Origin of the sequence: Pseudooceanicola algae (assembly GCF_003590145.2) — a bacterium.
Classification (GTDB): domain Bacteria; phylum Pseudomonadota; class Alphaproteobacteria; order Rhodobacterales; family Rhodobacteraceae; genus Pseudooceanicola; species Pseudooceanicola algae.
In genome coordinates this window covers 39,298-63,416 of the sequence record NZ_CP060437.1, presented here as the reverse complement: position 1 = coordinate 63,416, position 24,119 = coordinate 39,298, and the positions used below count along the sequence as shown (strand labels likewise).

At 65.1% G+C, this 24,119-nt stretch carries 25 protein-coding genes; 12 read left to right on the top strand and 13 right to left on the bottom strand.

The genetic code is table 11. The features are described 5' to 3' along the window. The first annotated feature begins 3 nt into the window (after positions 1 to 3). From PSAL_RS17865 to PSAL_RS17840, 6 genes are read left to right on the top strand one after another with little or no spacing between them, the layout of a single operon-like run. Positions 4 to 669: an NADH:ubiquinone reductase (Na(+)-transporting) subunit D gene (locus PSAL_RS17865; protein ID WP_119840517.1), complete on the top strand. Its 666-nt coding sequence runs from the start codon at positions 4 to 6 to the stop codon at positions 667 to 669. Beyond that, a complete protein-coding gene (locus tag PSAL_RS17860) occupies positions 666 to 1,280 on the top strand; it encodes an NADH:ubiquinone reductase (Na(+)-transporting) subunit E (RefSeq protein ID WP_119840518.1) in 615 nt (204 codons plus the stop codon). Before PSAL_RS17865 ends, PSAL_RS17860 begins: the two co-directional genes overlap by 4 nt. Beyond that, positions 1,277 to 2,500, top strand: coding sequence for an NADH:ubiquinone reductase (Na(+)-transporting) subunit F (gene nqrF / locus PSAL_RS17855; protein ID WP_119840519.1), 1,224 nt, complete (start codon positions 1,277 to 1,279; stop codon positions 2,498 to 2,500). The genes PSAL_RS17860 and nqrF overlap by 4 nt, the downstream gene beginning before the upstream one ends. Before the next feature lie 3 nt (positions 2,501 to 2,503). Continuing rightward, positions 2,504 to 3,472, top strand: coding sequence for an FAD:protein FMN transferase (locus tag PSAL_RS17850; protein ID WP_119840520.1), 969 nt, complete (start codon positions 2,504 to 2,506; stop codon positions 3,470 to 3,472). A gap of 12 nt (positions 3,473 to 3,484) precedes the next feature. Continuing rightward, positions 3,485 to 3,664, top strand: coding sequence for a hypothetical protein (locus PSAL_RS17845; protein ID WP_119840521.1), 180 nt, complete (start codon positions 3,485 to 3,487; stop codon positions 3,662 to 3,664). Then, positions 3,661 to 4,053, top strand: coding sequence for a CBS domain-containing protein (locus tag PSAL_RS17840; protein WP_119840522.1), 393 nt, complete (start codon positions 3,661 to 3,663; stop codon positions 4,051 to 4,053). Before PSAL_RS17845 ends, PSAL_RS17840 begins: the two co-directional genes overlap by 4 nt. A 227-nt stretch (positions 4,054 to 4,280) precedes the next feature. Here the strand turns inward: PSAL_RS17840 and PSAL_RS17835 are convergent, their stop codons facing one another. The 12 genes from PSAL_RS17835 to PSAL_RS17780 all read right to left on the bottom strand — a co-directional run bounded on the left by PSAL_RS17835 (position 4,281) and on the right by PSAL_RS17780 (position 15,733). Then, complete coding sequence (locus PSAL_RS17835) at positions 4,281 to 5,528, bottom strand: TRAP transporter large permease (RefSeq protein WP_119840523.1); 1,248 nt, start codon at positions 5,526 to 5,528, stop codon at positions 4,281 to 4,283. Next, entirely contained in the window at positions 5,525 to 6,067 is a 543-nt protein-coding gene (locus tag PSAL_RS17830; protein WP_119840524.1) for a TRAP transporter small permease, read from the bottom strand. Before PSAL_RS17830 ends, PSAL_RS17835 begins: the two co-directional genes overlap by 4 nt. 1 nt (position 6,068) lies before the next feature. After that, entirely contained in the window at positions 6,069 to 7,055 is a 987-nt protein-coding gene (locus tag PSAL_RS17825) for a TRAP transporter substrate-binding protein (protein ID WP_119840525.1), read from the bottom strand. A 305-nt stretch (positions 7,056 to 7,360) separates the two neighbouring features. Continuing rightward, a complete protein-coding gene (locus PSAL_RS17820; protein ID WP_119840526.1) occupies positions 7,361 to 8,095 on the bottom strand; it encodes an ABC transporter ATP-binding protein in 735 nt (244 codons plus the stop codon). Then, positions 8,092 to 8,913 (bottom strand): sulfate ABC transporter permease subunit CysW, encoded by an 822-nt coding sequence (gene cysW, locus PSAL_RS17815; protein WP_119840527.1) that lies wholly within the window; start codon positions 8,911 to 8,913, stop codon positions 8,092 to 8,094. Before cysW ends, PSAL_RS17820 begins: the two co-directional genes overlap by 4 nt. Before the next feature lie 3 nt (positions 8,914 to 8,916). Further along, positions 8,917 to 9,756 carry a sulfate ABC transporter permease subunit CysT gene (gene cysT, locus PSAL_RS17810; protein ID WP_408004216.1) on the bottom strand — a complete coding sequence of 280 codons (840 nt, stop codon included), beginning with the start codon at positions 9,754 to 9,756 and terminating at the stop codon, positions 8,917 to 8,919. Positions 9,757 to 9,853: 97 nt separating this feature from the next. Then, positions 9,854 to 10,867, bottom strand: coding sequence for a thiosulfate ABC transporter substrate-binding protein CysP (gene cysP, locus PSAL_RS17805; protein ID WP_119840560.1), 1,014 nt, complete (start codon positions 10,865 to 10,867; stop codon positions 9,854 to 9,856). 212 nt (positions 10,868 to 11,079) lie between these two features. Next, on the bottom strand, positions 11,080 to 12,336 hold the full coding sequence (locus PSAL_RS17800) for an FAD-dependent oxidoreductase (protein ID WP_119840529.1): 1,257 nt from the start codon (positions 12,334 to 12,336) through the stop codon (positions 11,080 to 11,082). Then, a complete protein-coding gene (locus tag PSAL_RS17795; RefSeq protein WP_119840530.1) occupies positions 12,333 to 13,166 on the bottom strand; it encodes an ABC transporter permease in 834 nt (277 codons plus the stop codon). Before PSAL_RS17795 ends, PSAL_RS17800 begins: the two co-directional genes overlap by 4 nt. After that, positions 13,159 to 13,926, bottom strand: coding sequence for an ABC transporter ATP-binding protein (locus PSAL_RS17790; RefSeq protein WP_119840531.1), 768 nt, complete (start codon positions 13,924 to 13,926; stop codon positions 13,159 to 13,161). The genes PSAL_RS17795 and PSAL_RS17790 overlap by 8 nt, the downstream gene beginning before the upstream one ends. Before the next feature lie 56 nt (positions 13,927 to 13,982). Beyond that, positions 13,983 to 14,999: an ABC transporter substrate-binding protein gene (locus tag PSAL_RS17785; RefSeq protein ID WP_119840532.1), complete on the bottom strand. Its 1,017-nt coding sequence runs from the start codon at positions 14,997 to 14,999 to the stop codon at positions 13,983 to 13,985. Positions 15,000 to 15,052: 53 nt separating this feature from the next. Continuing rightward, positions 15,053 to 15,733: a GntR family transcriptional regulator gene (locus PSAL_RS17780; RefSeq protein ID WP_119840533.1), complete on the bottom strand. Its 681-nt coding sequence runs from the start codon at positions 15,731 to 15,733 to the stop codon at positions 15,053 to 15,055. A gap of 88 nt (positions 15,734 to 15,821) precedes the next feature. Here PSAL_RS17780 and PSAL_RS17775 point away from each other — a divergent pair, with 88 nt between their 5' ends. After that, complete coding sequence (locus PSAL_RS17775) at positions 15,822 to 16,622, top strand: shikimate dehydrogenase family protein (RefSeq protein ID WP_119840534.1); 801 nt, start codon at positions 15,822 to 15,824, stop codon at positions 16,620 to 16,622. A 22-nt stretch (positions 16,623 to 16,644) separates the two neighbouring features. On the opposite strand, the gene PSAL_RS17770 is transcribed toward PSAL_RS17775, so the two are convergent. After that, positions 16,645 to 17,571 (bottom strand): GlxA family transcriptional regulator, encoded by a 927-nt coding sequence (locus PSAL_RS17770; RefSeq protein WP_119840535.1) that lies wholly within the window; start codon positions 17,569 to 17,571, stop codon positions 16,645 to 16,647. 94 nt (positions 17,572 to 17,665) lie between these two features. On the opposite strand from PSAL_RS17770, the gene PSAL_RS17765 reads away from it, so the two are divergent. The 5 genes from PSAL_RS17765 (at position 17,666) to PSAL_RS17745 (ending at position 24,064) form a co-directional block, all read left to right on the top strand. Beyond that, positions 17,666 to 18,559, top strand: a complete 894-nt coding sequence (locus PSAL_RS17765; protein WP_119840536.1) for a BKACE family enzyme — start codon at positions 17,666 to 17,668, stop codon at positions 18,557 to 18,559. A gap of 205 nt (positions 18,560 to 18,764) precedes the next feature. Continuing rightward, complete coding sequence (locus PSAL_RS17760; RefSeq protein ID WP_119840537.1) at positions 18,765 to 20,264, top strand: carnitine 3-dehydrogenase; 1,500 nt, start codon at positions 18,765 to 18,767, stop codon at positions 20,262 to 20,264. 79 nt (positions 20,265 to 20,343) lie between these two features. Beyond that, on the top strand, positions 20,344 to 21,252 hold the full coding sequence (locus tag PSAL_RS17755; protein ID WP_119840538.1) for an alpha/beta hydrolase: 909 nt from the start codon (positions 20,344 to 20,346) through the stop codon (positions 21,250 to 21,252). 125 nt (positions 21,253 to 21,377) lie between these two features. After that, positions 21,378 to 21,746, top strand: a complete 369-nt coding sequence (locus PSAL_RS17750) for a hypothetical protein (protein WP_147407665.1) — start codon at positions 21,378 to 21,380, stop codon at positions 21,744 to 21,746. Then, positions 21,743 to 24,064, top strand: a complete 2,322-nt coding sequence (locus tag PSAL_RS17745; RefSeq protein ID WP_119840540.1) for a pyrroloquinoline quinone-dependent dehydrogenase — start codon at positions 21,743 to 21,745, stop codon at positions 24,062 to 24,064. Before PSAL_RS17750 ends, PSAL_RS17745 begins: the two co-directional genes overlap by 4 nt. Positions 24,065 to 24,119: the final 55 nt, after the last annotated feature.

Sequence of the window (24,119 nt, the reverse complement as noted above, 5' to 3'; positions counted from 1 at the left end):
GCCATGGCCGCGCGTTTCGACGTCCGGAGAACCCTGACCGAGCCCCTGATCCGGCAAAACCCGGTGACGCTGCAGATCCTCGGCATCTGTTCGGCGCTTGCGGTCACCACGTCACTGTCCACGGCGCTGACCATGTCGGTTTCCCTGACTGTGGTCCTGACGCTGTCGGCCATGATCATCAGCGTGATCCGCCGCCATATCCCCGACAGCATCCGCCTGATCGTGCAGATCATCATCGTCGCATCGCTGGTGATCGTCATCGACCAGGTGCTGCAGGCCTATTTCGCGGATATCAGCAGCGCCCTGTCGATCTACGTCAGCCTGATCACCACCAATTGCCTCGTGCTGGGCCGGACCGAGGCCTATGCCCGCCATAACCCGCCGCTCCACGCAGCGGTGGACGCCTTCGGCAATGGGCTGGGCTATTCGCTGATCCTGTTGCTGGTCGGAGGCCTGCGCGAAGTCTTCGGGCGCGGGCAGTTGTTCGGCTGGCAGGTCTTGCCCCTGGCCGAGGCCGGCGGCTGGTTCACGCCGCTCAGCCTGATGTTGCTGGCGCCCTCGGCCTTCTTCCTGTTGGGCGGCGTGATCTGGGCCATCCGGACCCTTCTTCCGACGCAGGCCGAAGCCCCCGACCATGTGCCCCCGGCAGACGTCAGGGCCATCGAATGACCGAGCTTTGGACCCTTTTCCTGACTGCGGCCTTCGTGGACAACATGCCGCTGACGCTGTTCCTGGGGCTATGCACCTTTCTCGCGCTGTCCCGGCGGCCGGCCAGCGCCATGGGCCTTGGCATCGCCATGACCGGCGTGCTGGGGGTGACCGTGCCGCTTAACTGGCTGATCTACCGGGGCTTGCTGGCGCCCGGCGCATGGGCCTGGGCGGGGCAGCCCGATCTTGATCTGTCCTATCTGGTGCTGATCGCCTTCATCGGAGTGATCGCCGCGACAGTGCAATTGCTGGAAATGCTGCTGGATCGGTTTTTCCCCGCGGTCCATGCGTCGTTTGGCGTGTTCCTTCCGCTGCTGACCGTGCAATGCGCGATCCTGGCTGGTAGCCTGTTCATGGTGGACCGGGCCTATAGTTTGGCGGAATCCGCCGTCTTCGGGCTGGGCAGCGGGCTGGGCTTTGCCATTGCGGTCGGGTTGCTCGGCGCGTTGCGCAAGCGGCTGGCCTATGCGGATCTTCCGGTGGGGCTGCGCGGGCTTGGCATCGCCTTTGTCCTGACGGGGTTGATGTCGCTGGGGTTTGCCTCCTTCGCGCAGATGGCGGCGACGCAATGACAGAGATCGCGCTTGCCACCCTTGTCATCGTGGCGCTGGTCCTTGGGCTGGCGACCGGGCTGGTCGTCCTGCGGCGGCGGCTGATCCCGGCGGTCGCGCTGGATATCGCCGTCAACGACATACGGCATGTGCCGGCGCAAAGGGGCGACCGCCTGCTCGACGCGCTGCAGAATGCCGATATTCCCATCCCGGCGGCCTGCGGCGGCAAGGGGACCTGCGGGCTGTGCCGCGTCATCGTGACCGGCGAGGGCGCGGGCGAACCCAAGGCAACGGAACGCAGCCTGCTGTCGCCAGGGGAACGGCGCGACCGGGTGCGTCTTGCCTGTCAGACCAGCCTGCGTGGGGATTGCGCGGTGCAGGTCCCCGAAGGCATCCTGAGCGCCGGCGCGGGCTTTGCCTGCACGCTGGCCTCGACCCGGATGCTGGCGCCGCTGATCCGGGAGATCGTGCTGACCCTGCCAGAGGATCGCCCGACCGACTTTCATGCCGGCGATTTCATGCAGGTCACCGCGCCGCCGTTTCGTCTGGATTTCAGCACGCTGGATCTGGCCGAGACCTTCCGCGACGCATGGGACATCGCCGGTTGGTCGGGCCTCGAGGTGTCCTCTGAAACGGAGGTCACCCGCGCCTATTCGCTAGCCAGCCGACCCCAGGACGCAGGTACCGCCGTGTTCAACATCCGCCTTGCCGTCCCCCCCGCCGGGCGGGAAGACGAGGTGGCGCCCGGTCTGGTGTCTTCCTGGCTGTTCTCGCTGCAACCGGGCGATCAGGTGATGGCCTCCGGTCCGTTCGGAGAATTCCACGTCCAGCCCACCGAGCGCGAGATGGTCTTTGTCGGCGGTGGCGTCGGCATGGCGCCCCTGCGGGCGATGATCCATCAGCAACTGGGGCGCGGCACAGCCCGCCGGGTGCGCTATTTCTATGGCGCCCGCAGTGCCTCTGACCTGCTTTACACCCATGAATTCGAGGCGCTGGCGCGGGAGAATGCCAATTTCAGCTGGACGCCCGGCCTGTCCGATCCCGCTCCCTGTGATCGGTGGACCGGGGCGACCGGCTTCATCCACGAGATCCTGCGGGCCGAGATGATCGCGCATCCGGCGCCCGAGGATTGCGAATACTACCTTTGCGGCCCGCCCGTCATGATCTCGGCGGTGCTGGGAACACTTGAACGGTTGGGCGTCGAGCCCGAGTCCATCTTTTACGACGATTTTGGAGCCTGAGACATGCAGCGACTTCAGCCATCACGGCGCGCCTTCCTGGCCGGTCTGGGCGCAGCCTGCGCGGCACCGGCGCTCGGCCACGCCAGCGCAAGCCCCATCGAAGACCTGTCGGGCGCGGCCTTCGGAACGCGCTGGCAATTGACCGGCCCGTCGGGGCTGGGCCAATCCCGCCAATCCATCGAAGCCCTTTTCGCCGATATCGATTGCGAGATGTCGCCCTGGCGCGCCGACAGCACCATCAGCCGCTTCAACGCCAGCAACTCGGGAATGCCCGTCAGCGCAGAGATGTCCCGCGTCGTGCAGGTGGCCCTTGATCTGGCCAGCCGAAGCGAGGGCGCCTTCGACCCCACGGTCGGCCCCCTGGTGGCCCGCTGGGGTTTCGGCCCGATCGAACAGGGCGCCGCGCCGGATTGGCGGAACCTGTCTTTGCAGGGCGGCCAGCTTGGCAAGGCGGAGAGCGACCTGACGCTGGATCTTTGCGGTATCGCCAAGGGCCGGGCGCTGGATCGCGCCGTGGACCTGATGCGGGGGCAGGGGGCCGAACATCTGCTGTTTGACCTCGGGGGTGAATTGCGCGCGCTCGGGGGCCATCCTGAGGGCCGCGATTGGCGCGTGGCGATTGAAAGCCCCCTGCCGGGACAGTCCGTCGCCGCCATCCTGCACCTGCCCGCCGGCATGGCGGTCGCCACCTCCGGGGTTTCGGCGCAGGGCTATGTCCTGAACGGGCGCGTCTGGGGGCATATCATGGATCCGAACCGCGCCGGGCCCGTGGAAGGCAGGCTGCGCGCCGTCTCGGTACTGGCCCCGGATGCGATGACCGCCGACGGTTGGGCGACAGCCCTTTTCGCGGCGGGGGACGAGGGTGGCCCTGATTTGGCCCGCGCGCACGACGTGCCGGCGCTGTTCCTTTATGAAACGGACACGGCCTTGTGCCGGGTGGTGACGGGGGGCATGGGCGATGTTCTTGCATGAAAGAAGGCCACGATGATCGAAGTATTTGCCGCAGTTGCGATCATGGGCCTGGCCGCGATGGGGCTGGGGCTGGGATTGATGCTTGGGCGCGGACCGGCCCTGACCAGTTGCAGTGCCGCCGCGAACGGCCCGGGCGGGCGTTGCGCCGATTGCCCGCTGCGCCGACGCAAGGACGATGAGGCGACGCGATGACCAGGGTGCCGATAACGCCGCTTATCAGGACGCAATACCTGACCCTGGCCCCGGAAACGCCGATCCGCCGCGCCACCGCCCTGTTGGTCGAGTCCCGCGAAGCCGTCGCCCCGGTCTTGCACGACGATGGCCAGATGGTTGGCCTGCTGACGCAGAAGGATTGTTTCCGCTCGGCGTTGCACGCGAGCTATTACCGCGAATGGACGGGAAACGTCTCCGACCACATGAGCCGGACCGTCGTGTTTGCAGATGCGAATGACGACTTGATCAAGCTGGCCGAGATGTTCCTGGCCTATCCGCACAGGATCCTGCCCGTTTGCGATGCCGAGCAATTGGTGGGGCTTGTGCACCGTTCGGACATTCTGACGGAATTGGTGCGTTTGGGGTAACGAAGCACTGTTCCGGGTGGAACTGCTGAACAATGGTTGCGAAGGGCGTCAATGATTTCCGCAGCACGGATTTTTCAGGTCCGGCACTGACCCTGACCGACCGCGCGCGACTTTGCGCGGCGGTCCTGCGTTCCGGTCCTGGACGGCGTGGCCCTTGTCGACTGTCAGGGTCTGCTCAAGCCCGGTCAGGGATGTGCGCCCGACCGAGCCTGGGCGCAGAGGCGTGTCTAGAACAGCAGCGGCACGAAGGCGATCAGCAGGTAGACCAGAACCAGCACGGCCAGGTAGGGCAGCACGGCGCGGGTGATCCGCTCGATCGGAAGGCCAGCGGTGGTCGAGGCCACGAACAGGTTGATCGCCACCGGCGGTGTCACCATCCCGATGGCCAGACCGACCACGATGATGATGCCGAAATGCACGGTCCCGATCCCCAGTTGCGCGGCCAGCGGCAGCAGCATCGGGGTCAGGATGATCAGCGCCGATGCGGTTTCAAGGAAGACTCCCGCCAGCAGGATCACGGCCATGACCAGCAACAGCAGCACATAGGTGTTGGACGACAGCGACAACGCCGACTGCGCAACCTGGTTGGGCACCTGCCAACTCGACAGCGTCCAGCTGAGCACCGAGGAGGCCGCGATCACGAACATGATGACTGCCGTGGTGACCCCGGCGCGCACCATGATGTGGTACAGTTGTTTCAGGGTCATGTCGCGGTAGACGAACAGAGAGACGAGGATGGCGTAATTCACCGCGACGACGGCGGCTTCGGACGGGGTGAAGACCCCGGAAAAGATGCCGCCGAGGATGATGACTGGCGCCATCAGACCCCAGCTTGCCGACAGGAAGCTGCGCCCGATGGTCCGCAGGTTCAGCGCCGTGCCACGCGGATAGGCGCGCCGGTGACCCTGGATCAGCGCCACGCCGATCAGGCCGACGCCCATGGCTACGCCGGGGATGAACCCGTTGAGGAACAGTGCGCGCACGGATTCCTGGGCGATTACCGCGTAGATGATCATCGGGACCGAGGGCGGGATGACCACGCCGATGGTCCCGGCCGCCGCGATCAGCGAGGCCGCCGAGGCCGGGTCATAACCCTTGCGCTTCAGCTCGGGCACAAGGCTGGCACCGACCGCCGCCGTGGTCGCCGCGCCTGATCCGGAAATCGCGGCAAAGAACATGCCCGCCAGCACCGAAACGATGGACAGGCCGCCCTTGATGAAGCCGAACAGGCTGTCGGCAAAGGCCACCAGCCGCTTGGAAATCTCGCCCTGCGCCATCACGTCCCCGGCAAGGACGAACATCGGCACGGCGACAAGGGCAAAGGAATTGATGCCCGCGAACATCTGCTGCGGCACCACCATCAGCGGCATGCCCGACAGGTTCAGCGCCGTCATCGTGGCGGCGCCGATCACGATGGCGACCGGCAGACCCAGCAGAAGGAACAGGGCGAAGAGACCGCCAAGAACAAGGCTCATTTGCCGGTCTCCGCTTGCAGGTCCGCCTCGAGGGCGCTGTCGATCTCGACATGCGCGGCGCGCAGGGGGGCGCCTGCCAGAAGCCGGATCAGGTCGATGGCCGTCAACCCGGCCATCAGCAGGGCGGCGGCTGGCATGACCGCGTAGACGTAGGTCATCTGCAGGCGCAGCGAGGGCGACTTCTGAAAGCTTTGCAGGTTCATGTAGCGCCAGCCGATCACCCCCAGGGTGACGAGAAAGGCAATGGCGATCAGGTAACCCGCGCCGAGGACGATCCGGCGCGGAAGGGGTGGCAGCTTGTCACGCAGCAGCGTGACCGCGATATGCCGCCCTTGCTGATAGGCCAGCGTGGCACCGATGAAGGTGATCCAGATCAGCAGGAAACGCGCCACCTCTTCGGTCCATCCGACAGAGGTGAAGAAAACCCGCGACACGATCTGCAAGGTGATGACCGCCGTCAGCCCCGCCATTCCGGCGAAGACGACGGGTTTCAGCACCTCGCCCAGCATTCGGTCGATCCACGCCAGCCCGTTCAGCATCTTACTTCAGCGCCTCCTGGATGCGCGGAAGGTAGTCGCCGAACTTGGCACCGTATTTTTCGTAGACCGGCGCGATGGCATCCGTGAAGGCGGACAGATCGGGGGTTTCCACCACGTTCATGCCAGCGTCCTTGAGGGCGGCCAGCTGTTCGCCTTCGGCTTTCGCGTTCAGCTCACGTTCGTATTGTGCCGCGTCCCGGGAGGCTTGCAGGACGATTTCCTGGGTCTCTTCGGACAGCTGGTTCCACTTCGGCATGCCCATGACGAAGATCGCCGGGGCATAGGTGTGGCGCGTCAGGCTCATGTTGGTCTGGGTCTCGTTCAGCTTGAACGAATAAACCACGTTGACCGGGTTTTCCTGGCCGTCGATGGTGCCTTGCTGCATGGCCGTCAGGGCTTCGGTCCAGGCCATCGGGATGGCATCGGCGCCCAGTTCGCGGAAGGTGTCGATATAGACCGGGTTCTCCATCACGCGAATGCGCATGCCGTCCAGATCGGCCGGGGTTTCCACGGCGCGCTTGGAATTCGTCAGGTTGCGGAAGCCCCGTTCGGCATAGGCGAGGCCCTTCAGGTTGACCTCGGACAGCTGGTCAAGAAGATCCTGTCCGATGTCGCCGTCCAGCACCCCATAGGCCGCCTCGGGCGAGGAGAACAGGAAGGGCAGTTCGAAGACGGCCATTTCCTCGACGAAGTTCGAGACCGGGCCATTGGTGATCAGGCCCATGTCGACGGTGCCGATCTGCATGCCTTCCAGCAGGGTACGTTCATCGCCAAGGGTCGCGTTCGGGAAGATCTCGACAGTGATCGCGCCGTCCGAGCGTTCGGCAACCAGTTCCTGGAATTTCACCGAGGCCGCGTGATAGGCGTCCTGTTCGTTCACCACATGCGCCAGGCGCAGGGTCACGGGTTCGATTTCGGCGTTTGCCGACAGCGTCGAACCGGCCAGCGTCAGGGCCGCCAGCGCGACGGTTTTCACGAGATAGGTCATGTGTCCTCCCAGACAGGTGCAATGATGAAGCGGTGCGATCCGCTCCGGGGCTCTAAACGGTCAGCACCCCCGCGGCCCGATTGCGTATAGCTGCGCAAAGAGGCTTGGGAGGTGCATGTTTGTTGCGCTTATGAGCGAAAATCTTTCCCGAATGCAAGCGCGCGGCCCGATTTTCCTGTCTCGTAGCCCCGAGACCGTGCCAGCGCCTGTCGTTGGTCCGGAATCGCAGGCGTGCAAACGATGTCAAAGATTACATAAGATGGATTATTAACATTCCGACAGTGCCGCGACCGGCGCCCCCCGCATCAGGACGCAGGCTGCATGGCCCCGATGAAATCGGCTACAAATTCGGTCGCCGGGGCGCTGCGCAACCGCTCGGGCGTGTCGAACTGTTCGATCCGGCCAGCGTTCATAACCGCGACACGATCCGCCAGGGCCCAGGCCTCTTCCTGATCATGGGTGACAAGGATCGCTGCCACGCCGACGCGTTTCTGCAGGTCCCGGACGGAGGCGCGCAGGGATTGGCGTACCTTGGCGTCCAGTGCGGAAAACGGTTCGTCCAGCAGCAGAAGGCGTGGGTCGATGGCAAGGGCGCGGGCCGTGGCGACGCGCTGACGCTGGCCGCCCGACAGTTGCGCCGGGTAGCGGTCGCCGAGGTCGGTCATCTCGATCATCTCCAGCAGGGCCTGCACCTTGTCCCGCCGCTCTTGCCGACCGGGGCGCTGGTTGCGGGGAAGCACCCGCATGCCAAAGCCGATGTTGTCCGCCACGCTCATGTGCTTGAACAGCGCATAGGACTGGAACACCATGCCGAAGCGGCGTTGCCCGGCAGGCAGATCGGTGATCTCGGCTCCCTCCAGCAGCAACTTGCCGCTGTCCGGGGCGGTCAGCCCGGCGATGATGTTCAGCAGGGTCGTCTTGCCGGACCCAGAGGGGCCCAGAAGCGCGACGAATTCGCCCTCGGGCACGGCAAGCGAGACGCCATCCAGAACGGTTTCGCCCCCGAAGGACTTGGTGATGTCTTGAACTTCGAAACTCATGTCCGGCCTCCGGCATCGGGGTGCATCGCCGCGACGGCGCCGCGCAGGACCAGCGTCACGAGCGCCAGTGCCGTCAGCACCGTCGCCGCCGCGAAAGCCCCTGTCGTATTGTAATCGTTGTAAAGCAGTTCGACCTGCAACGGCAGCGTCATGGTCTGCCCGCGCACCGCGCCGGAGACGACCGAGACCGCGCCGAATTCCCCCATCGCCCGCGCCGTCGCCAGAATCGCGCCGTGCAGCAGCGGCCAGAGAATGTTGGGGAAGGTGACGAACCGAAAGATCTGCCAGCCGTTCGCGCCCAGGGTCAGGGCGGCCAGTTCCTCGTCCTCGCCGGTGACCTGCAACACCGGAAGGACCTCGCGCATCACGAAGGGGCACGTGACGAACAGCGACACCAGTACGATGCCGGTCAGGTTGAACATCAGCTGGATGCCCTGGTTCATCAGCGGCTCACCGACCGGGCCATAGGCGCCGTAGACCAGCAAGAAGCACAGGCCGGCGATGACCGGGGAAATGGCAAAGGGCAGTTCGATCAGGATCAGCAGCGCGCGCCGTCCCGGAAAGCGGAACCGCGCGATGGCCCAGGCCGCTGCGACGCCGAACACGACGTTGACCGGCAACACGATGAGCGCCGTCAGCACGGTCAGCCAGATCGCATGCAGGGTTTCGGGGTCGGAAATCGCGGCCCACCAGGTGGCAAGGCCTTCGCCGAAGGCACGGGACAGGATCGCGGCCACCGGGGCGACGATCATCAGCAGCACAAAGGCAAGGGCCGCAAGGATCAGCAGGCGCTGGCGGGGATGCAGGGCGCGGGTCATGTCCTAGCTTCCTCTTTCGAAGCGGCGATAAAGCCGGGTTTGCAGCACGTTGATGGCCACCAGCAGGATCAGCGACAGCCCCAGCAGGGTGCCCGCGATGGCGGCAGCGGCCGGGTAGTCGAATTCATCCAGCCGGATCATGATCAGCAGCGATGTGATCTCGGTCTTGAAGGGCAGGTTGCCGGCGATGAAGATCAGCGCGCCGAATTCCCCCAGTGAGCGGACGAAGGACAGGCCTGTGCCGGTCAGGATGCCGGGCATCAGGTTGGGCAGGATCACCTGGGCAAAGATCTGGGTGTCGCTGGCCCCCAGGGTGCGGGCGGCCTGTTCCTGCGCCGGATCAAGTTCCTCGATCAGGGGCTGGATGGCGCGCACCGCGAAGGGGAGCGAGGTGAAGGCCATGGCGATCACGATCCCGTACCAAGTATAGGCAGGCGCCATGCCGAAGGGCGCAAGCAGGCTGCCGATCCAGCCGTCCTCGGCATAAAGCGCCACAAGCGCGATCCCCGCGACCGAAGTCGGCAGGGCAAAGGGCAAATCGACCAGCGCATCCAGCACCTGCCGCCCGGCAAAGCGGTAGCGCGCGATGACCCAGGCCAGCAGCAGACCGCCCAAGCCATTGACAAGTGTCGCCGCCGCCGCCGCCGTGATCGTCACCCGCAGGGCCGCCAGCACGCGCCGGTCACCCATCACCCGCAGGTAATCGGCCAGGCTCAGCTGCGCCAATTGCCAGGCCAGCCCGGCCAGTGGCAACAGGACGATCAGCGTCACGAACAGCAGGGTCGTCCCAAGGGACAGGCCAAGCCCCGGCAGGGGCGAACGGGGGGCAGCACGGGTCGGCACGGGCAAGGATCCTAGCGCTGTGCCCCGCCGAAGGAACCGGCGGGGCACGGGGGTGTCAGGGGCGGATCAACAAGGGGTCGGTCCGGGACCGATGATCTCAGTTCGCAAGCAGGTCGTCCAGCACACCGCCAGAGGCGAAATGGGTTTCCATGGCCGCGTCCCAGCCGCCGAAGACGTCTTCGACCGTCACCAGATCGACCTCGGGAAACTTGTCGGCATTGGCCTCTACGACCGCTTCGTCATGCACCCGGTTGTTGAACGAGGCGAGGATCTCCTGGCCCTCGGTGCTGTAGAGGAAGTCGAGGTAGGCGCTTGCCACATCCACCGTCCCGCGCTTTTCGGCCACCCGGTCGACCACGGCGACGGGGAATTCGGCCAGCAGAGACAGCGAGGGGACAACGCGATCATAGGCGCCTTCGTCCTCGGCCTGGCGGATGTTCTCGACCTCGGCTTCGAAGGTGATCAGCACGTCGCCGATATTGCGCTCGACAAAGGTGGTGGTCGCGCCGCGCCCGCCGGTGTCGAAGACCTCGACATTGGCCAGCAGCTTGTCGACAAAGCCGCGCGCCTGCGCGTCATCGCCGTCATATTTCTGCAGCGCATAGGCATAGGCGGCAAGGTAGGTATAGCGCCCGTTGCCCGAGGTCTTGGGGTTCGGGAAGACCAGCGTGACATCATCGCGGATCAGGTCATCCCAATCCTGGATGTCCTTTGGGTTGCCGCCCCGCACCATGAAGGCGGGCAGCGAATAATAGGGCGAGGCATTGTTGCCGAACCGGGTTTTCCAGTCCTCGGCGACAAAGCCGCGATCGGCCAGCACCTGTACGTCCGTCACCTGGTTGAAGGTCACCAGGTCGGCTTGCAGGCCCTGCAGGATCGCGCGCGCCTGCTTGGAGGAGCCTGCATGGCTTTGATTGACCGTCAGATCGTCGCCGGTTTCGGTCTTCCAATGCTCGATGAAGACCGGATTGACCTTGGCGTAGAGTTCACGGGCGATGTCATAGGAGACGTTGAGGATTTCGACGGGCTCGGCGCGGGCCGTGCCAAGGCCGGAGGTCACGGCGATGGCGGCAGCGGCCAGGGTCGTGGCGATACGGGGAAGATGAAACATGATGACCTTCTTCTCGCAGAGGATTGTTTTGCAGCGATAAATGCCACGGATCCCCGCATGGGCAAGCCCCCGCACCAGCGAAAAGACACCTGTCGGCAAAGCTTTTCCGCGCAAGGATATCTGTTCCACGAAAGCGGGCCCGGGGGAAACATCATTCCCCCGGGCCCGTCGCCCTGGCTGTCTGTCGGGATGCTGTTCGCCGGTATGGCGAGTCAGGTCAGGCCGCCAAGACGGCGGACCGCCTCGCCCACGTCTTCGCCGGTGGCCCCGTCAAGGGCCGCGGCGACGCCGGCCGCTTCGCCCGTGGCAAAGGCCGTGCCCATGACCCGGACCGACCCGTAGGCAACCGGATCGGCCCCGATCACCCGCCCGGCCAGGAACAGGTTTTCAAGCCCCCGCACCCGCAGGCTGTCCAGCGGCACCGAAGCATAGCCCGGCCCGCCGACCGCGTAATAGACCGGCTTGCCCGCCTCGCCGTGCAGTTCCGCCGGCCAGGCGGCGCGGGCCACGCTGTCGGCGCGTTGGCGACCGCTGGAAAGATCCTGACCGGTCATCTCGTAGCGCGCGGCGGGATGGCGGCTTTCGCGGATGCCGATCTGCGGCCCGGATTGCGCCAGGTAGCACCGGGCGCAACCCGGCACATGTCGGCGCAGCATCTCGACGTAGTCATGCGCCATGGCGCGGGCCTGCTGTTCGGCGCGGGTGAAGCTGGCCGAACCGAGGTCGGGCAAAGGCAGGTCGATCACCATCCACCACAGTTCTCCCGAGCCGGGTACCAGGGTATAGATGCCACCGTCTTCGCGGGTGATCGGAAAGCGCCCGTCCTTGTTGTATTCGCGAATGGCGGCCTTCACCGCCTCACGCTCGATCGGGATGTTGCGGTCCAGCCCGCCGATGCGGATCGGTGCGGAGACCGCCTGAAGCCGCCCCTTGTCGTCGCCTTCGCGCATCTGCACGCCAGAGACCAGCGACAGGTTCGCATCCCCCGTCGCATCGACAAAGCCTTCGGCTGCGATACGGCGGCGGCCTTCCATGCCTGCGACAGTCAGGGATTCGATCCGTTGCGCCGTGCGGGTCGCTGCGGCCACCCGGGAATGCAGCAACACATCGACCCCGTGATCCGCCAGCACCCGGTCCAGTGCCAGCTTCAGCCCCTCGGGGTTCAGCAGGATGATCCAGTTGCCGGTGGTTTCCGAACAATGCGCCTGCCCGTCCATGCCGATGTCGCGCATGGCCTGCAGCACAAGCTCCCCTGCCCCGCCGACGGCCGGGACTGGTTCCGGGCCTTGCTGGAAAAAGCCGCAATAGGCCAGCACCTGCGACGTGGTGGCCGCCCCACCGAGAAAGCCGTATTTCTCGATCAGGCAGACCTTGGCCCCCGCGCGGGCCGCGCCAAGGGCTGCCCCGATGCCGCCGGCGCCGCCGCCGGCCACCAGGACATCGTACTCGCTTTCGGTCTTGCGGCTCATGAACGCCACCCCAGCAGCTGTTTCTCGATCAGGCCGACCGCGCCGGACAGCAGCACGCCGAGCAGCGACAGGATCGTGACCCCGGCGAACAGGCGTTCAAGATCGTACAGCGACCCGGCTTGCAGGATATAGGCGCCGATGCCGTATTCTGCGCCCAGCATTTCCGCCGCGACCAGCAGGATGATGGCGATGGCAAGGCTGATGCGCAGCCCCGACAGGATGCCGGGCATGGCGCCGGGCAGCACGATGCGCAGCACGATGGTGGTCCATTTCAGGCCAAAGCTTTGACCCATGCGGATCAGCGACCGGTCCACATTGTCGACCGCGCCATAGGTGGCCACGACCGTGGGGGTAAAGGTGCCGAAGGCGATCAGCGCGTATTTCGAGGTCTCATCGATGCCGAACCAGATCACGAAGAGTGGCAGCAGCGCGATCTTGGGGATCGGGAACAGCGCGGCCACCAGCGGCACCAAGCCGGCCCTTGCGACCGAGAACAGGCCGATCATGACCCCGACGCCGACCCCGACCAGCGCCCCCAGTGTGCCACCGACGAACAGCCGCATCAGCGAAGGATGCAGATTTTTCCACAGCCCGCCGGACTCTGCCAGTTCGACCAGGGTCGCAAAGACATCAGATGGGCGTGGCACGGTCAGGGAAGATATGAAGCCCGCACGCGTACCCCATTCAAGGAAAGCGATCAGCACGACGAAGACCACGATGCCGATCCAGCCCGGCGACTTCGGCTTGAACCCGCCACCGCGGAAATGCACTGGACGGCTTTGGGTATCGGCCTGCGGGATCGATCCCCCTGCGCTTGAAATATCAGTCATTGACCAGCTCCATGTCTGCGGCCTCTGCCTCGGCGCGCATCAGCGTCCAGAGATGTTTCTGCATCCGCTCTAGTTCGGGATCCCCAAGGGTCCGGTCTTCCAGCGGCATGTCGATTTCGACCACTTCGCGGATCTGACCGGGGCGGCGCGACAGCACGACGATGCGATGGCCAAGGCGCACGGCCTCTGCCAGGTTGTGGGTGACATAGACCGAGGTGAACGGCTGACGGGTCCAGAGGGTAACGAGGTCATCCATAAGCAATTCGCGCGTCTGGCTGTCCAGTGCCGACAGAGGTTCATCCATCAGCAGCACGGCCGGGTTCACCGCAAGCGCGCGGGCAATCGCCACGCGTTGCTTCATGCCGCCCGAAAGCTGCTTGGGCAGGGCCTTGCGGAAGTCGCTCAGCTTGGTGCGGGCCAGCACATCGGCGATGATCTTCTCGGCCCGCGCGCCGCGCACCCCGTGATCGGACAGGATGAACGAGATGTTCCCCTCGACCGTGCGCCAGGGCAGCAGGGCGAAGTCCTGAAATACATAGGTCAGCGGGTTGATGCTGTCTTCGGGCGGGGCGCCGACCTGGGTCACCTGTCCGCCGGTGGGCCGTTCCAGCCCGCCGAGGAAACGTAACAGGGTGGATTTGCCGCAGCCCGAGGGTCCGACGATGCAGACGATGCGCCCCTTGGGGATCGACAGGTTGATATCGCGAATGACCTCGACATCACCGTAGTGATGCGAGACCCCTTCAAGTCTCAGTTCCATGGGAAGATCCTAGCAGGTCGGACCCCGCGCCGGATCGGGCACAGGGTCGTTTCGGTTCAGGAAAGGATGTCGACGTAGCGATCGTCGACCAGAGTTTCATAGGTGATGCTGTCCTTGACCAGATCGCCGGCCTTGAACCATTCCAGCTGATCCATGACCGAGGTCTTGTTCAGCGCCATGTCGGCATTGATCCGCATGGCACCGGCCAGGATCGAGGCACTTGCCTCTTCGATCGGACGGTCCGGATAGACGTAGGAGGCGACCAGCTTGACCAGCGCCTCCTTCTCGGCGGCATCCGTGGTCTCATCGACCAGCGCGGCGTTGTAATCCGCCGTACCGCGCGCCAGCGCCTGCAGGTAGGCCTTGGTCTGCGCCTCTTCCTTCTCGGCATTCGTCGCCGAGGTGAAGACCGTCGTGACCTGGTAGTCGGGTATGTAATTGGCCACTTCGCCGATGATCTGGACCGCCCCCGCATCCGCCAGCGTCGCGGCGAGATTGGGCACAATGGACCAGCCGTCGATCTGGCCGGACTTGATTGCGCCGATCACGGCACCAGTCTTCTGCAGCGGCTTGAAGCGCAGTTCGATCCCTTCGCGGGCCGCGATCTTGGAGCCCATGTAGTGGAAGGACGACCCGGCCTGCGTGATGCCCCAGCTTTTGCCGTCCAGCTTGGACGGTTCGGTCACGCCGGCCTCGTAGGCCGCGTTGGACACCAGGATCTTCTGCCCCGGGATCCCCTGTTCCTCGCTCAGCGCACCGCCGATGACCTTGGCGACGCCCTTTTCCGCGAGCGAGATCAGCCCGCCGGAAATCGCCGTCATCGCATAGCCGGTATCGCCGGAGGCAATCGCCACGGCCATCGGCTGGGCGGCTTCGAAATAGTCGAAGTTCACGTCGAGGCCCGCTTCGGTGAAATAGCCCCGCTCATAGGCGATATAGCTTGGCGCATGGCTGGCCAGACGCATTGCACCGACGTTGATGGCCGTGCCGGCGCGGGCAGAACGGACGATGAAGGGCGTCGCAAGTGTGGCGCCCAGCAGACCAAGCGTGGCGCGGCGGGTGAAAGTGCTCATGTGGAATCCTCCCTCAAGCAGGCCCCTCCCCGGGGCCGTTGGTGGATGGGGGCCTAAAGGGCCGGCCCACCCAGATCGTGTTTGATATCGGCCAGCAACGCGGTGACCGCGCGGTCGGCGTCGTGGTCCAGGATGGCGGCGACCAGCGTTGCGCGGTGATCGCTGATGAGGCGGGGATCGCAGGCCCCTTCGCGCAGCGCGGCCAGGCGGAACCGGCGCGACTGGTCATATAACTGGCCCAACATGCGGATCATCCGGGGCGACCCGCAGGCCGACACGATGACCCGGTGCAGCGAGCGCCCGGATTCGTCCCAGATCAGCGCGGCGCCGTCGGGGTCCTCCAGCAGCTGATCGGTGGCCCGTGCGGCGGCATGATGCGCGGCTATGACCCGGCCTTCCCAGGCGACATCGCTGTGCTTCATCGACCAGCGCAGGCCCATGGGCTCCAGCTCGGCGCGCAGGCGGATGATGTCGCGCAGATCTTCGGCGGTGGCCGAGGCGACGCGAAAGCCGCGTTGCGCACTGGCTTCGACCAGACCTTCGGCGGCCAGCAGGGTCAGAGCCTCGCGGACGGAATGGTTCGAGCCGCCGTATCGGGCGCGGAGGGCCTCGATCTTGAGCTTGGCGTCGGGGGGCAGTTCGCCAAAGGAAATGTCGCGGCGCAACGCGCCGGCCAGAACGGAAACGACCGTCTCGGCGGTATTCCTGGAATCATGAGATTTGCGGCTGAACATCGTCTCATGACCTCCCATTCATGACGCGATTGCAAAAACGTGTAACTTTCTTAATAATAATCCAAATGAATAGTCAAGGACATCACCGATGAAAACCGACCTTACAGCCACCCGCGTCATCCCGATCCTCGGGGACCCGGTTGCCCAGGTCTCGACGCCGGGCATCTGGAATGCCCAGTTCGCCCGGACCGGACAGGATGCGGTCTGCGTGCCGATTTCCCTGCCCGCACAGGGGCTTGACGCTTTTGTCGCCTGGGTGCGCCTGTCCGACAATCTGCCCGGTTTCCTGACGACGATCCCCCACAAGGCCGCCTTGACCGAGGCCTGCGACCGGGTCGAACCGGATGCGCAGATCCTGGGGGTGGTCAACACGATCCGCCGTGATCCCGACGGAACCCTGATCGGAGAAATGTTCGACGGTCATGGGATGCTGGATGCGATCGAGGCCACCGGAGCCCGGATTCGGGGCGCTCGGATCGCCCTTTGCGGGGCCGGAGCTGCCGGCAGCGCGATTGCGATCCAGGCGATCAGACGCGGCGCCGCGGGTCTGTTCATCAGCGACATGGTGCCCGCACAGGCCGAAGCGCTTGTCGCCCGCCTTGCCGGCCTTGGAAAGACCGAGCTTGCGACCGGTCCCGCCGAAATGGCCGACGCGGCAGAGATCCTGATCAATGCCTCGCCCGCCGGCAGCCCTGGCATGCTTGATGCGCCCTTCCCTGCGAAAGTCATCGAAGCCGCGACCTGCGTGGCCGATGCGGTGACCGATCCGGCGGAAACCGTGCTGATCGCCCTGGCCCGTGCCGCCGGGGTGCGGGTCGTTCAAGGGGCCGAGATGGCCGCGCATCAGGGCGCCCGGATGCGCGCCTTTCTCGGGTTGGAAGCCGGCTGACGGGGGCGGACCCGGGTCCAGACTATCCCCGTGTGGCAGTCAGCGTCCGACCGTAGTGGGCCTGAAAGGCGCGGGCCAGTGTCGCGGACGAGGAAAAGCCGGTCCGGGTGGCGATCTCCCGGACCGTGAGGCTGGTCTCGACCGCCAGGCTCTGCGCCCGCGCCAGCCGGACAGAGCGGTAATAGGCCCCCGCCGAGACGTCCAGTTCCTGTCGAAAATGCCGGTCGAGCGTGCGCAGCGACAGGCCGGCATGCCCGGCGATCTGTACCATCGGCAGCGGGTCCTCGACATGCTTCAGCATCGCGCGGATCGCCCGGCCCAGACCGGGCGACAGCAGGCCGCTATCGTCGCGGCGGGCTTCCCTGGAATCGTGGACGAACAGCGTGCTGACATCATAGGCCAGCGCATCCCCCGCCGCCCGTCGGATCACGTCCAGCATCAGAGCCATGGCGGAATTTGCGCTGCCCGCGCTCATCCGGTCGGGGTCGCCGACGTGGCTTTCGGCCACCACGGTCACGCCCGGAAATTCCTCGGCGAAGGCATCGACCTCATGCCAATGGACGGTGGCGCGCCGTCCTGTCAGCAGCCCTGCGGCGGCGGCGATCCAGGCACCCATGTCGAGCCCGACCAGCGCATCCGCCTTCAGGGCCGCCTTTCGCAGGGCGATGCGCAGATCGGACCGCGCGGCCTGCTCCCTGGCGCCGTACCCCGCGATCACGACCAGGACATCGACCCGCCCAGCCTGGGTCAGAGCAAGATCGGCCTGCAACATCAACCCGGATGAGGCCCGCACGCCCGCGCCGTCGATGCTGGCGATCCGCCACTTGAACAGCCTCCGCCCCGACAGGTCGCAGGCCGCGCGCAGGGGTTCGATGGCGCTGGCCAGCACCATGTTGGAAAAACCGTCGAGCAGCAGGAAGGTGATCTGGACAGGCGAAAATGACGGCATTCGCAAAATATATGGCGCATTTCGCAAAACGAACAGCCAGATTCGCGGCTAGCTTCGCGGGATAAAGGCAATTCAAAGCTTCGGAGGCGACACCTTGAACTGGGACGCATTCATAACCTGCGCCGTGACGGGCTCTGGCCAGAGCCATCTGAAAAGCGACAAGGTCCCCGTCACCCCGCAACAGATCGCAGAGGCCTGCGTCGAGGCCGCACAGGCCGGGGCCGCCATCGCCCATTGCCATGTCCGCGATCCCGAAACCGGCAACCCGTCGCGCGACCCGGCGCTGTACCGTGAAGTCGTGGCGCGGGTGCGTGACAGCGGCACCGACGTGATCCTGAACCTGACCGCCGGCATGGGCGGCGATATTGTGCTCGGCTCGCCCGAGGCTCCGTTGCCGCTGAACGCCGAAGGGACGGACCTGATCGGTGCCACCGAACGGCTGGTCCATGTCGAAGAACTGCTGCCGGAGATTTGCACGCTGGACTGCGGTACGATGAACTTTGCCGAGGCCGATTACGTCATGACCAACACGCCGGGCACCCTGCGCGCCATGGCCAAGCGGGTGCAGGACGCCGGTGTGAAACCAGAAATCGAGGTCTTTGACCTCGGGCACCTCTGGTTGGCCAAGACGCTGGTCAACGAAGGGCTGATCGACGATCCGGTGCTGATCCAGCTTTGCATGGGCATTCCCTTCGGCGCGCCGAACGACCTGAATTCGCTGATGGCGATGGTCAACAACATCCCCTCCGACTGGGTCTATTCGATGTTTTCCATCGGGCGCATGCAACTGCCCTATGCCGCGCAGGCGGTTCTGGCGGGCGGCAACGTGCGCGTCGGCCTGGAAGATAACATCTGGCTGGAAAAGGGCGTGAAAGCCTCCAACGGGGATCTGGTGGAACGGACCGCGACCATGCTGACGGCCATGAATGTGACCCTCATGACCCCGGCGCAGGTGCGTGAAAGGCTCAACCTCAAGAAGCGTTGGTAAGATGCGAAGGCACCGGGAGAAGGGCCATGCGATATGCCCGGACGACCGGTTCCACAATGCGCGGCGTGGCAGCATGGATGTGACGCTGCAAATCGGCTGGAAGGCCGTGCAACGCCGGTGGACAATCTGACCGCGCCCTGCCCTGCTGCCGGTTGCGCGGCGGGGCGCCCTTATCCCTGAAACTCCAGACTGAAAGAGGCCCGCAATGTCCCGGATAATTCAGAAGGCCGCCTGCGTGGGCGGTGGTGTCATCGGGGGCGGCTGGATTGCCCGGTTCCTGTTGAACGGCATCGACGTCGCGGTGCATGACCCGCACCCCGAAGCCCGCCGCATCGTCGGCGAAGTGCTCGACAATGCCCGGCATGCCTACCGCGCGATGATGAATGCGCCGCTTGGTCCCGAAGGCGCGCTGACCTTTCATGATGATCTGGCCGAGGCTGTCGCTGATGCCGAATACATCCAGGAAAGCGTGCCCGAACGGCTGGACCTCAAGCACAGGGTCTTTGCCGCCATCGAGGCCGCCGCGCGGCCCGATGCGCTGATCGGCTCGTCCACCTCGGGGTTCAAGCCGTCGGAATTGCAGGTCGGGATGGCGCATCCCGAACGTCTGTTCGTCGCGCATCCCTTCAACCCGGTCTACCTTGTGCCGCTGGTCGAGGTCGTCGGCTCGCCCGTCAACGACGAGGCTGCGCTGAGCCGCGCGATGGAGATCCAGCGCGAAACCGGCCTGCATCCGCTGCGCGTGCGCAAGGAAATCGACGCCCATATCGGGGATCGCCTGCTGGAAGCCGTCTGGCGCGAAAGCCTGTGGCTGGTGCATGACGATGTCGCCACCACGCAGGAGATCGACGACGTGATCCGGTTCTCCTTCGGTCTTCGGTGGGCGCAGATGGGGCTGTTCGAAACCTATCGCATCGCCGGTGGCGAAGCGGGGATGAAGCATTTCATCGAACAGTTCGGCCCGGCCCTGAAATGGCCCTGGACCAAGCTGATGGATGTGCCGGAGATGACCGACGATCTGGCCACCAAGATCGGGGACCAGTCCGACGCGCAATCGGGCATGCACTCGATCCGCGAACTGGAGCGCATCCGCGACGACAACCTTGTCGGCATCTACCAGGCGCTGAAGGCCAATGACTGGGGCGCGGGCAAGACCCTGCGCGAGATGGAAGACCGCTTCTTTGAACGCGCCAAGGACAGCGCCGCCGCCGCCGCGCCGGATTATGCCGCCCCGCTGGTGCTGCATGAAACGCGGGTGCCGGGCGACTGGCTGGATTACAACGGCCACATGACCGAATACCGCTATCTTCAGGTCTTTGGCGATGCGACGGATGCCTTCCTGGGCCATATCGGCATGGACGCGGCCTATCGCGCGCCGGGCCGGTCTGTCTATACAGTTGAAAGCCACATACGCCACCTTGCGGAGACCAGCGTCGACACCCGGCTCTGCGTGCGTACCTGCGTGCTCGGCCACGACGCCAGGCGCATCCGCCTGCATCACGAGATGGTCGACGAGGCGGGCAATGTGCAGGCAACGTCGGAACATATGCTGATGCATGTCGATACCAATGCCGGCAAGGCGAGCCCGCTCGAAGCGCCGCTGACCGACAGGCTTGCCCGGCTCTCTCGCGGTCAGCGCGGGTTGACGGCACCCGCTCATGCGGGCCGCCCGATCCGCGATATTGGCTGGCCGGAGCCCGTATGACGCTGCTGATTGGCTCGACGCCGGAAACCGATCCGGAGTAGCTGGGCCAGATCTTAGAAGACAGGAAAAGGTCCAGGCCATGCAGATCACCGATCCCGAAGTGGTGAAATTCATCGCTGACACCCAGGCGGCCTATCCGGACGAGGCCAATGGCGCCTCGGTCGCGGAAAACCGGCGCCTTTATGACGCCATGTGCGCGCTCTTTCGGGCGCCGCGCCCCGAAGGCCTGCCTGTGCGGGACGAACAGGTCGCCGGGGTGCCGGTGCGCCGCTACAGCCCCGAGGGCTGCGAAACGCGGCCCTTCCTGATGTATTCCCATGGCGGGGGCTATGTCCTTGGTGGGTTGGACAGCCACGATGATGTCTGCGCCGAACTGGCCGTGGCGACGGGCTGCGAAGTGGTGGCGGTAGAGTATCGGCTGGCGCCAGAGCATATTTATCCGGCGCAGATCGACGATGTGGCGGCGGTCTGGTCGGCGGAAACGGCGAGGGGGCGGCGCGGCCTTGTGGTGGGTGACAGCGCGGGCGGGAACCTGTCGGCCGGGCTATGTCACCGGATGCTGGGAACAGGCGGGCCGATGCCCCTGGCGCAGGTGCTGATCTATCCCGATCTGGGGGGCGACATGACCGCCCCCAGTTACCGCGATAACGCCAAGGCCCCCTTGCTGCGGACAAAGGATCTGGAGGCCTATTCCGGGCTGATCACCGGCGGGGACATGTCCCTGAAGCGCACTAACCCGGAGGTCTCTCCGCTGCGGGCGGCACGGTTCGATGGGCTGCCGCCGGCCTTCATCGTCACGGCGGATGTGGATCCGCTGCGCGACGATGGCCCGGCCTATCAGGCGGCGCTGCAGGCTGTCGGCGTCCGGGCCGACTGGCGCAACGAACTGCAGTTGCCGCATGGCTATCTGCGCGCACGCCACCGCTCCGCCAGGGCGGGGGAAAGCTTTGCCGCGATCTGCGCCTGGATCCGTGATTGCCTCAGGTGATCCGCCGTGAAGACCGCGCGGAGGCAGGGCGACCTCTGGCGATCCTGCATCTTCGGACCGATTTGCCTTTGACAATTTATTCCCCGCACTAGCTGTTCAGGGTATTCCCATTGTCGGAGGTTTTGATGTCGCAATCATCCCGTCCCGGAACGGCCCGCACGATCGTCATCGTCGCAGGCGCGCTCGGGGGACTCGCCGTTTCCATTTACAATTATGCAACTCCCCTGACCGGCGTCGAAGGGACATTTGGCGCCGGACTGGTCATCCTTGCCTGCGTCCTGCTGATCCTCGGCGCCTTTGTCATCCAGTTCAGCCCGCCCGGCATCCTGCGCGGGATCTTCCGTTTCCTCGTCGGCTTGGGGGCCGTTCTGACCGCCCTCGCCGCCTATTTCCTGCATGAATGGTGGCTGATCGTCGCCATGGCGATCACCCTGGCCGGCCTGGCTTTCGATATCGCACAGTCGCGCACCGCAAGTTCCGGAGCCATCGCATGAGACAGCTTTCCCTTCCCCTGGTGGCCATTGCGCTGGCAACCCTGCCCTTCGGCCTGAACGCCCAGGACGCCTCCGAGGCCCCGACAAGCACGGAAACCACGCCGGCGCCCGAAACGGCCCCGGTCCCGGAGGCCTCCGAAACGCCGGAAACGAACCCCGAGGCCACGACAGAGACGGCTCCGGAAGCCACGCCCGATGCGGCGACAGAGGACCCCGCGCCGGAAACGACCCAAGAGGCCGCCCCCGACGAACCGGTTGTCGAAGAACCCGCCCCCGCCGAACCGGCGACTGAAGAACCGGCGACTGAAGAACCGGCGACTGAAGAACCGGCCACTGAGCAGCCGGTCCCCGAAGAGGCGGCGACCGAGGAACAATCTGCCGAGGACACCACGCCCGAGGATATCTATCCCGGCGTTGCCGATCCGATCCTGAACACCGCCGGGCGCAGTCGCTCGGACATTCCGCTGGTGCCGGGAACGACCGACTGGACCAGCTTTCATGGTCAGGGGAATGCGCAGAAGTATTCGCCCCTTGATCAGATCACGGTCGAGAATGTCGGCGATCTGGAAAAGGTCTGGGATTTCCACACCGGTGACCTGTCCGACGGCTCCGGCGACCTGGCCGAAACGGTCTGGTCGGCCACGCCGATCTTTGCCAATGACACGCTTTACATCGGGACGCCCTTCTACCGGATCATCGCGCTCGACCCCGGCACGGGCGAGGAAAAGTGGAGCTTTGATACGGATTCCGCCCTTGAACCCCTGACTCAGCCCGCCCTCAAGAACCGCGGTGTTGCCTATTGGGAAAGCCCCGATCCCGTCGAAGGTGAGGCCTGTCAGAAGATCGTCTACATCGGCACCATGGATGCGCAGCTGTTCGCCGTGGATGCGGACACCGGCGAGGCCTGCGAGGATTTCGGCAATGGTGGCGCGCTGGACGTGAACCAGTGGAACACCGTCAACGACCGCTTCCCCTTCTCGGTGCTTCAGCCGCCGACCGTGGCGGGCAATCACCTTGTGCTGGGCTGGGCTGGCTCGGACTGGGAATACGCAGAAGCCCCTCCCGGTGCTGTCTTCTCGGTCGATCCGCAGACGGCCGAACTGCAATGGTCCTTTGAAACCCTGCCTGAGGAAATTCGCCGGCAGACCGGCACCGCCAACGTCTGGACACATATGTCGGTGGACGAAGGGCTGAACCTTGTCTACCTGCCCGTCGCCTCGCCGTCGCCCAATTACTGGGGCGGGAACCGGACGCAGGAGATCCCCTATGCGACCTCCACCACGGCGCTGGATCTCGACACGGGCGAAGTCGTCTGGTCCCGCCAGTGGGTGCATCACGACATCTGGGACTACGACATCAATTCGGCCCCGACCCTGATGGATATCACGGTTGACGGCGAAGAGATCCCGGCGCTGATGCAGGCCACCAAGATGGGTTTTCTTTTCGTGGTGAACCGCGAGACCGGCGAAGACGTCTGGCCGATCGAGGAACGCCCCGTCCCCGGTGGCGATGGCACGATCGACGGCGAATACTACGCCCCCACCCAGCCCTTCCCGACCAAGCCCGCGCCGCTTCTGGACCAGGCCGAAAAGCCCGAGGTCTGGAAGATTGCCGATCTGGTCGGCCTTGGGTCCTGCACCGAACTGTTCGACAATCTGTCGTACGAGGGCATGTATAGCCCGCCCACGACCAAGGGTGAAGGCGTGCTGACCTATCCGGACAGCGCCGGTGGCGTGCAATGGGGCGGCGTTGCCTTTGATCCCGAAACCCAGACGGCGGTCGTGAATACCTCGCATATCGTGCAGTACATCAAGCTGTTCGCCCGCGAGGATTACGACAATCAGACCGGCGGATCGGGCAATGAAAGCGGTTTTTACCCGCAGGAGGGCGCGCCCTATGGCATGAGCCTGATGAACGCGATGAACTGGCTTGGGATGCCCTGCTGGAAACCGCCCTTTGGTGAACTTGTCGCGCTCGACATGACAAACGGCGACGTGAAGTGGCGCAAGCCCATCGGCATGTCGCAAAGCATGGGTTTCTTCATGCCCGAAAGCATGGGCTCGCCCACCATCGGTGGTCCGGCCGTGACCAAGGGCGGGCTGATCTTCATCGGTGCGACCATGGATGCCCGCGCCCGCGCCTATGATCTGCAAACCGGCGAAGAGCTTTGGTCGGACCAGCTTGAGGCGCCCGTCGTCGCCAACCCGGCGGTCTATGAATACCGGGGCAAGCAGTATGTCGCCTTCATCTCGGGCGGGAATTCGATCCTGAAGCCCGCCGTGGGTGACCAACTGGCGGTCTACGCGCTGCCGGATTGACGTCGGCCCCTGACGCAAACGAAAGGCGCCGGGAGGGATCCCGGCGCCTTTTCTC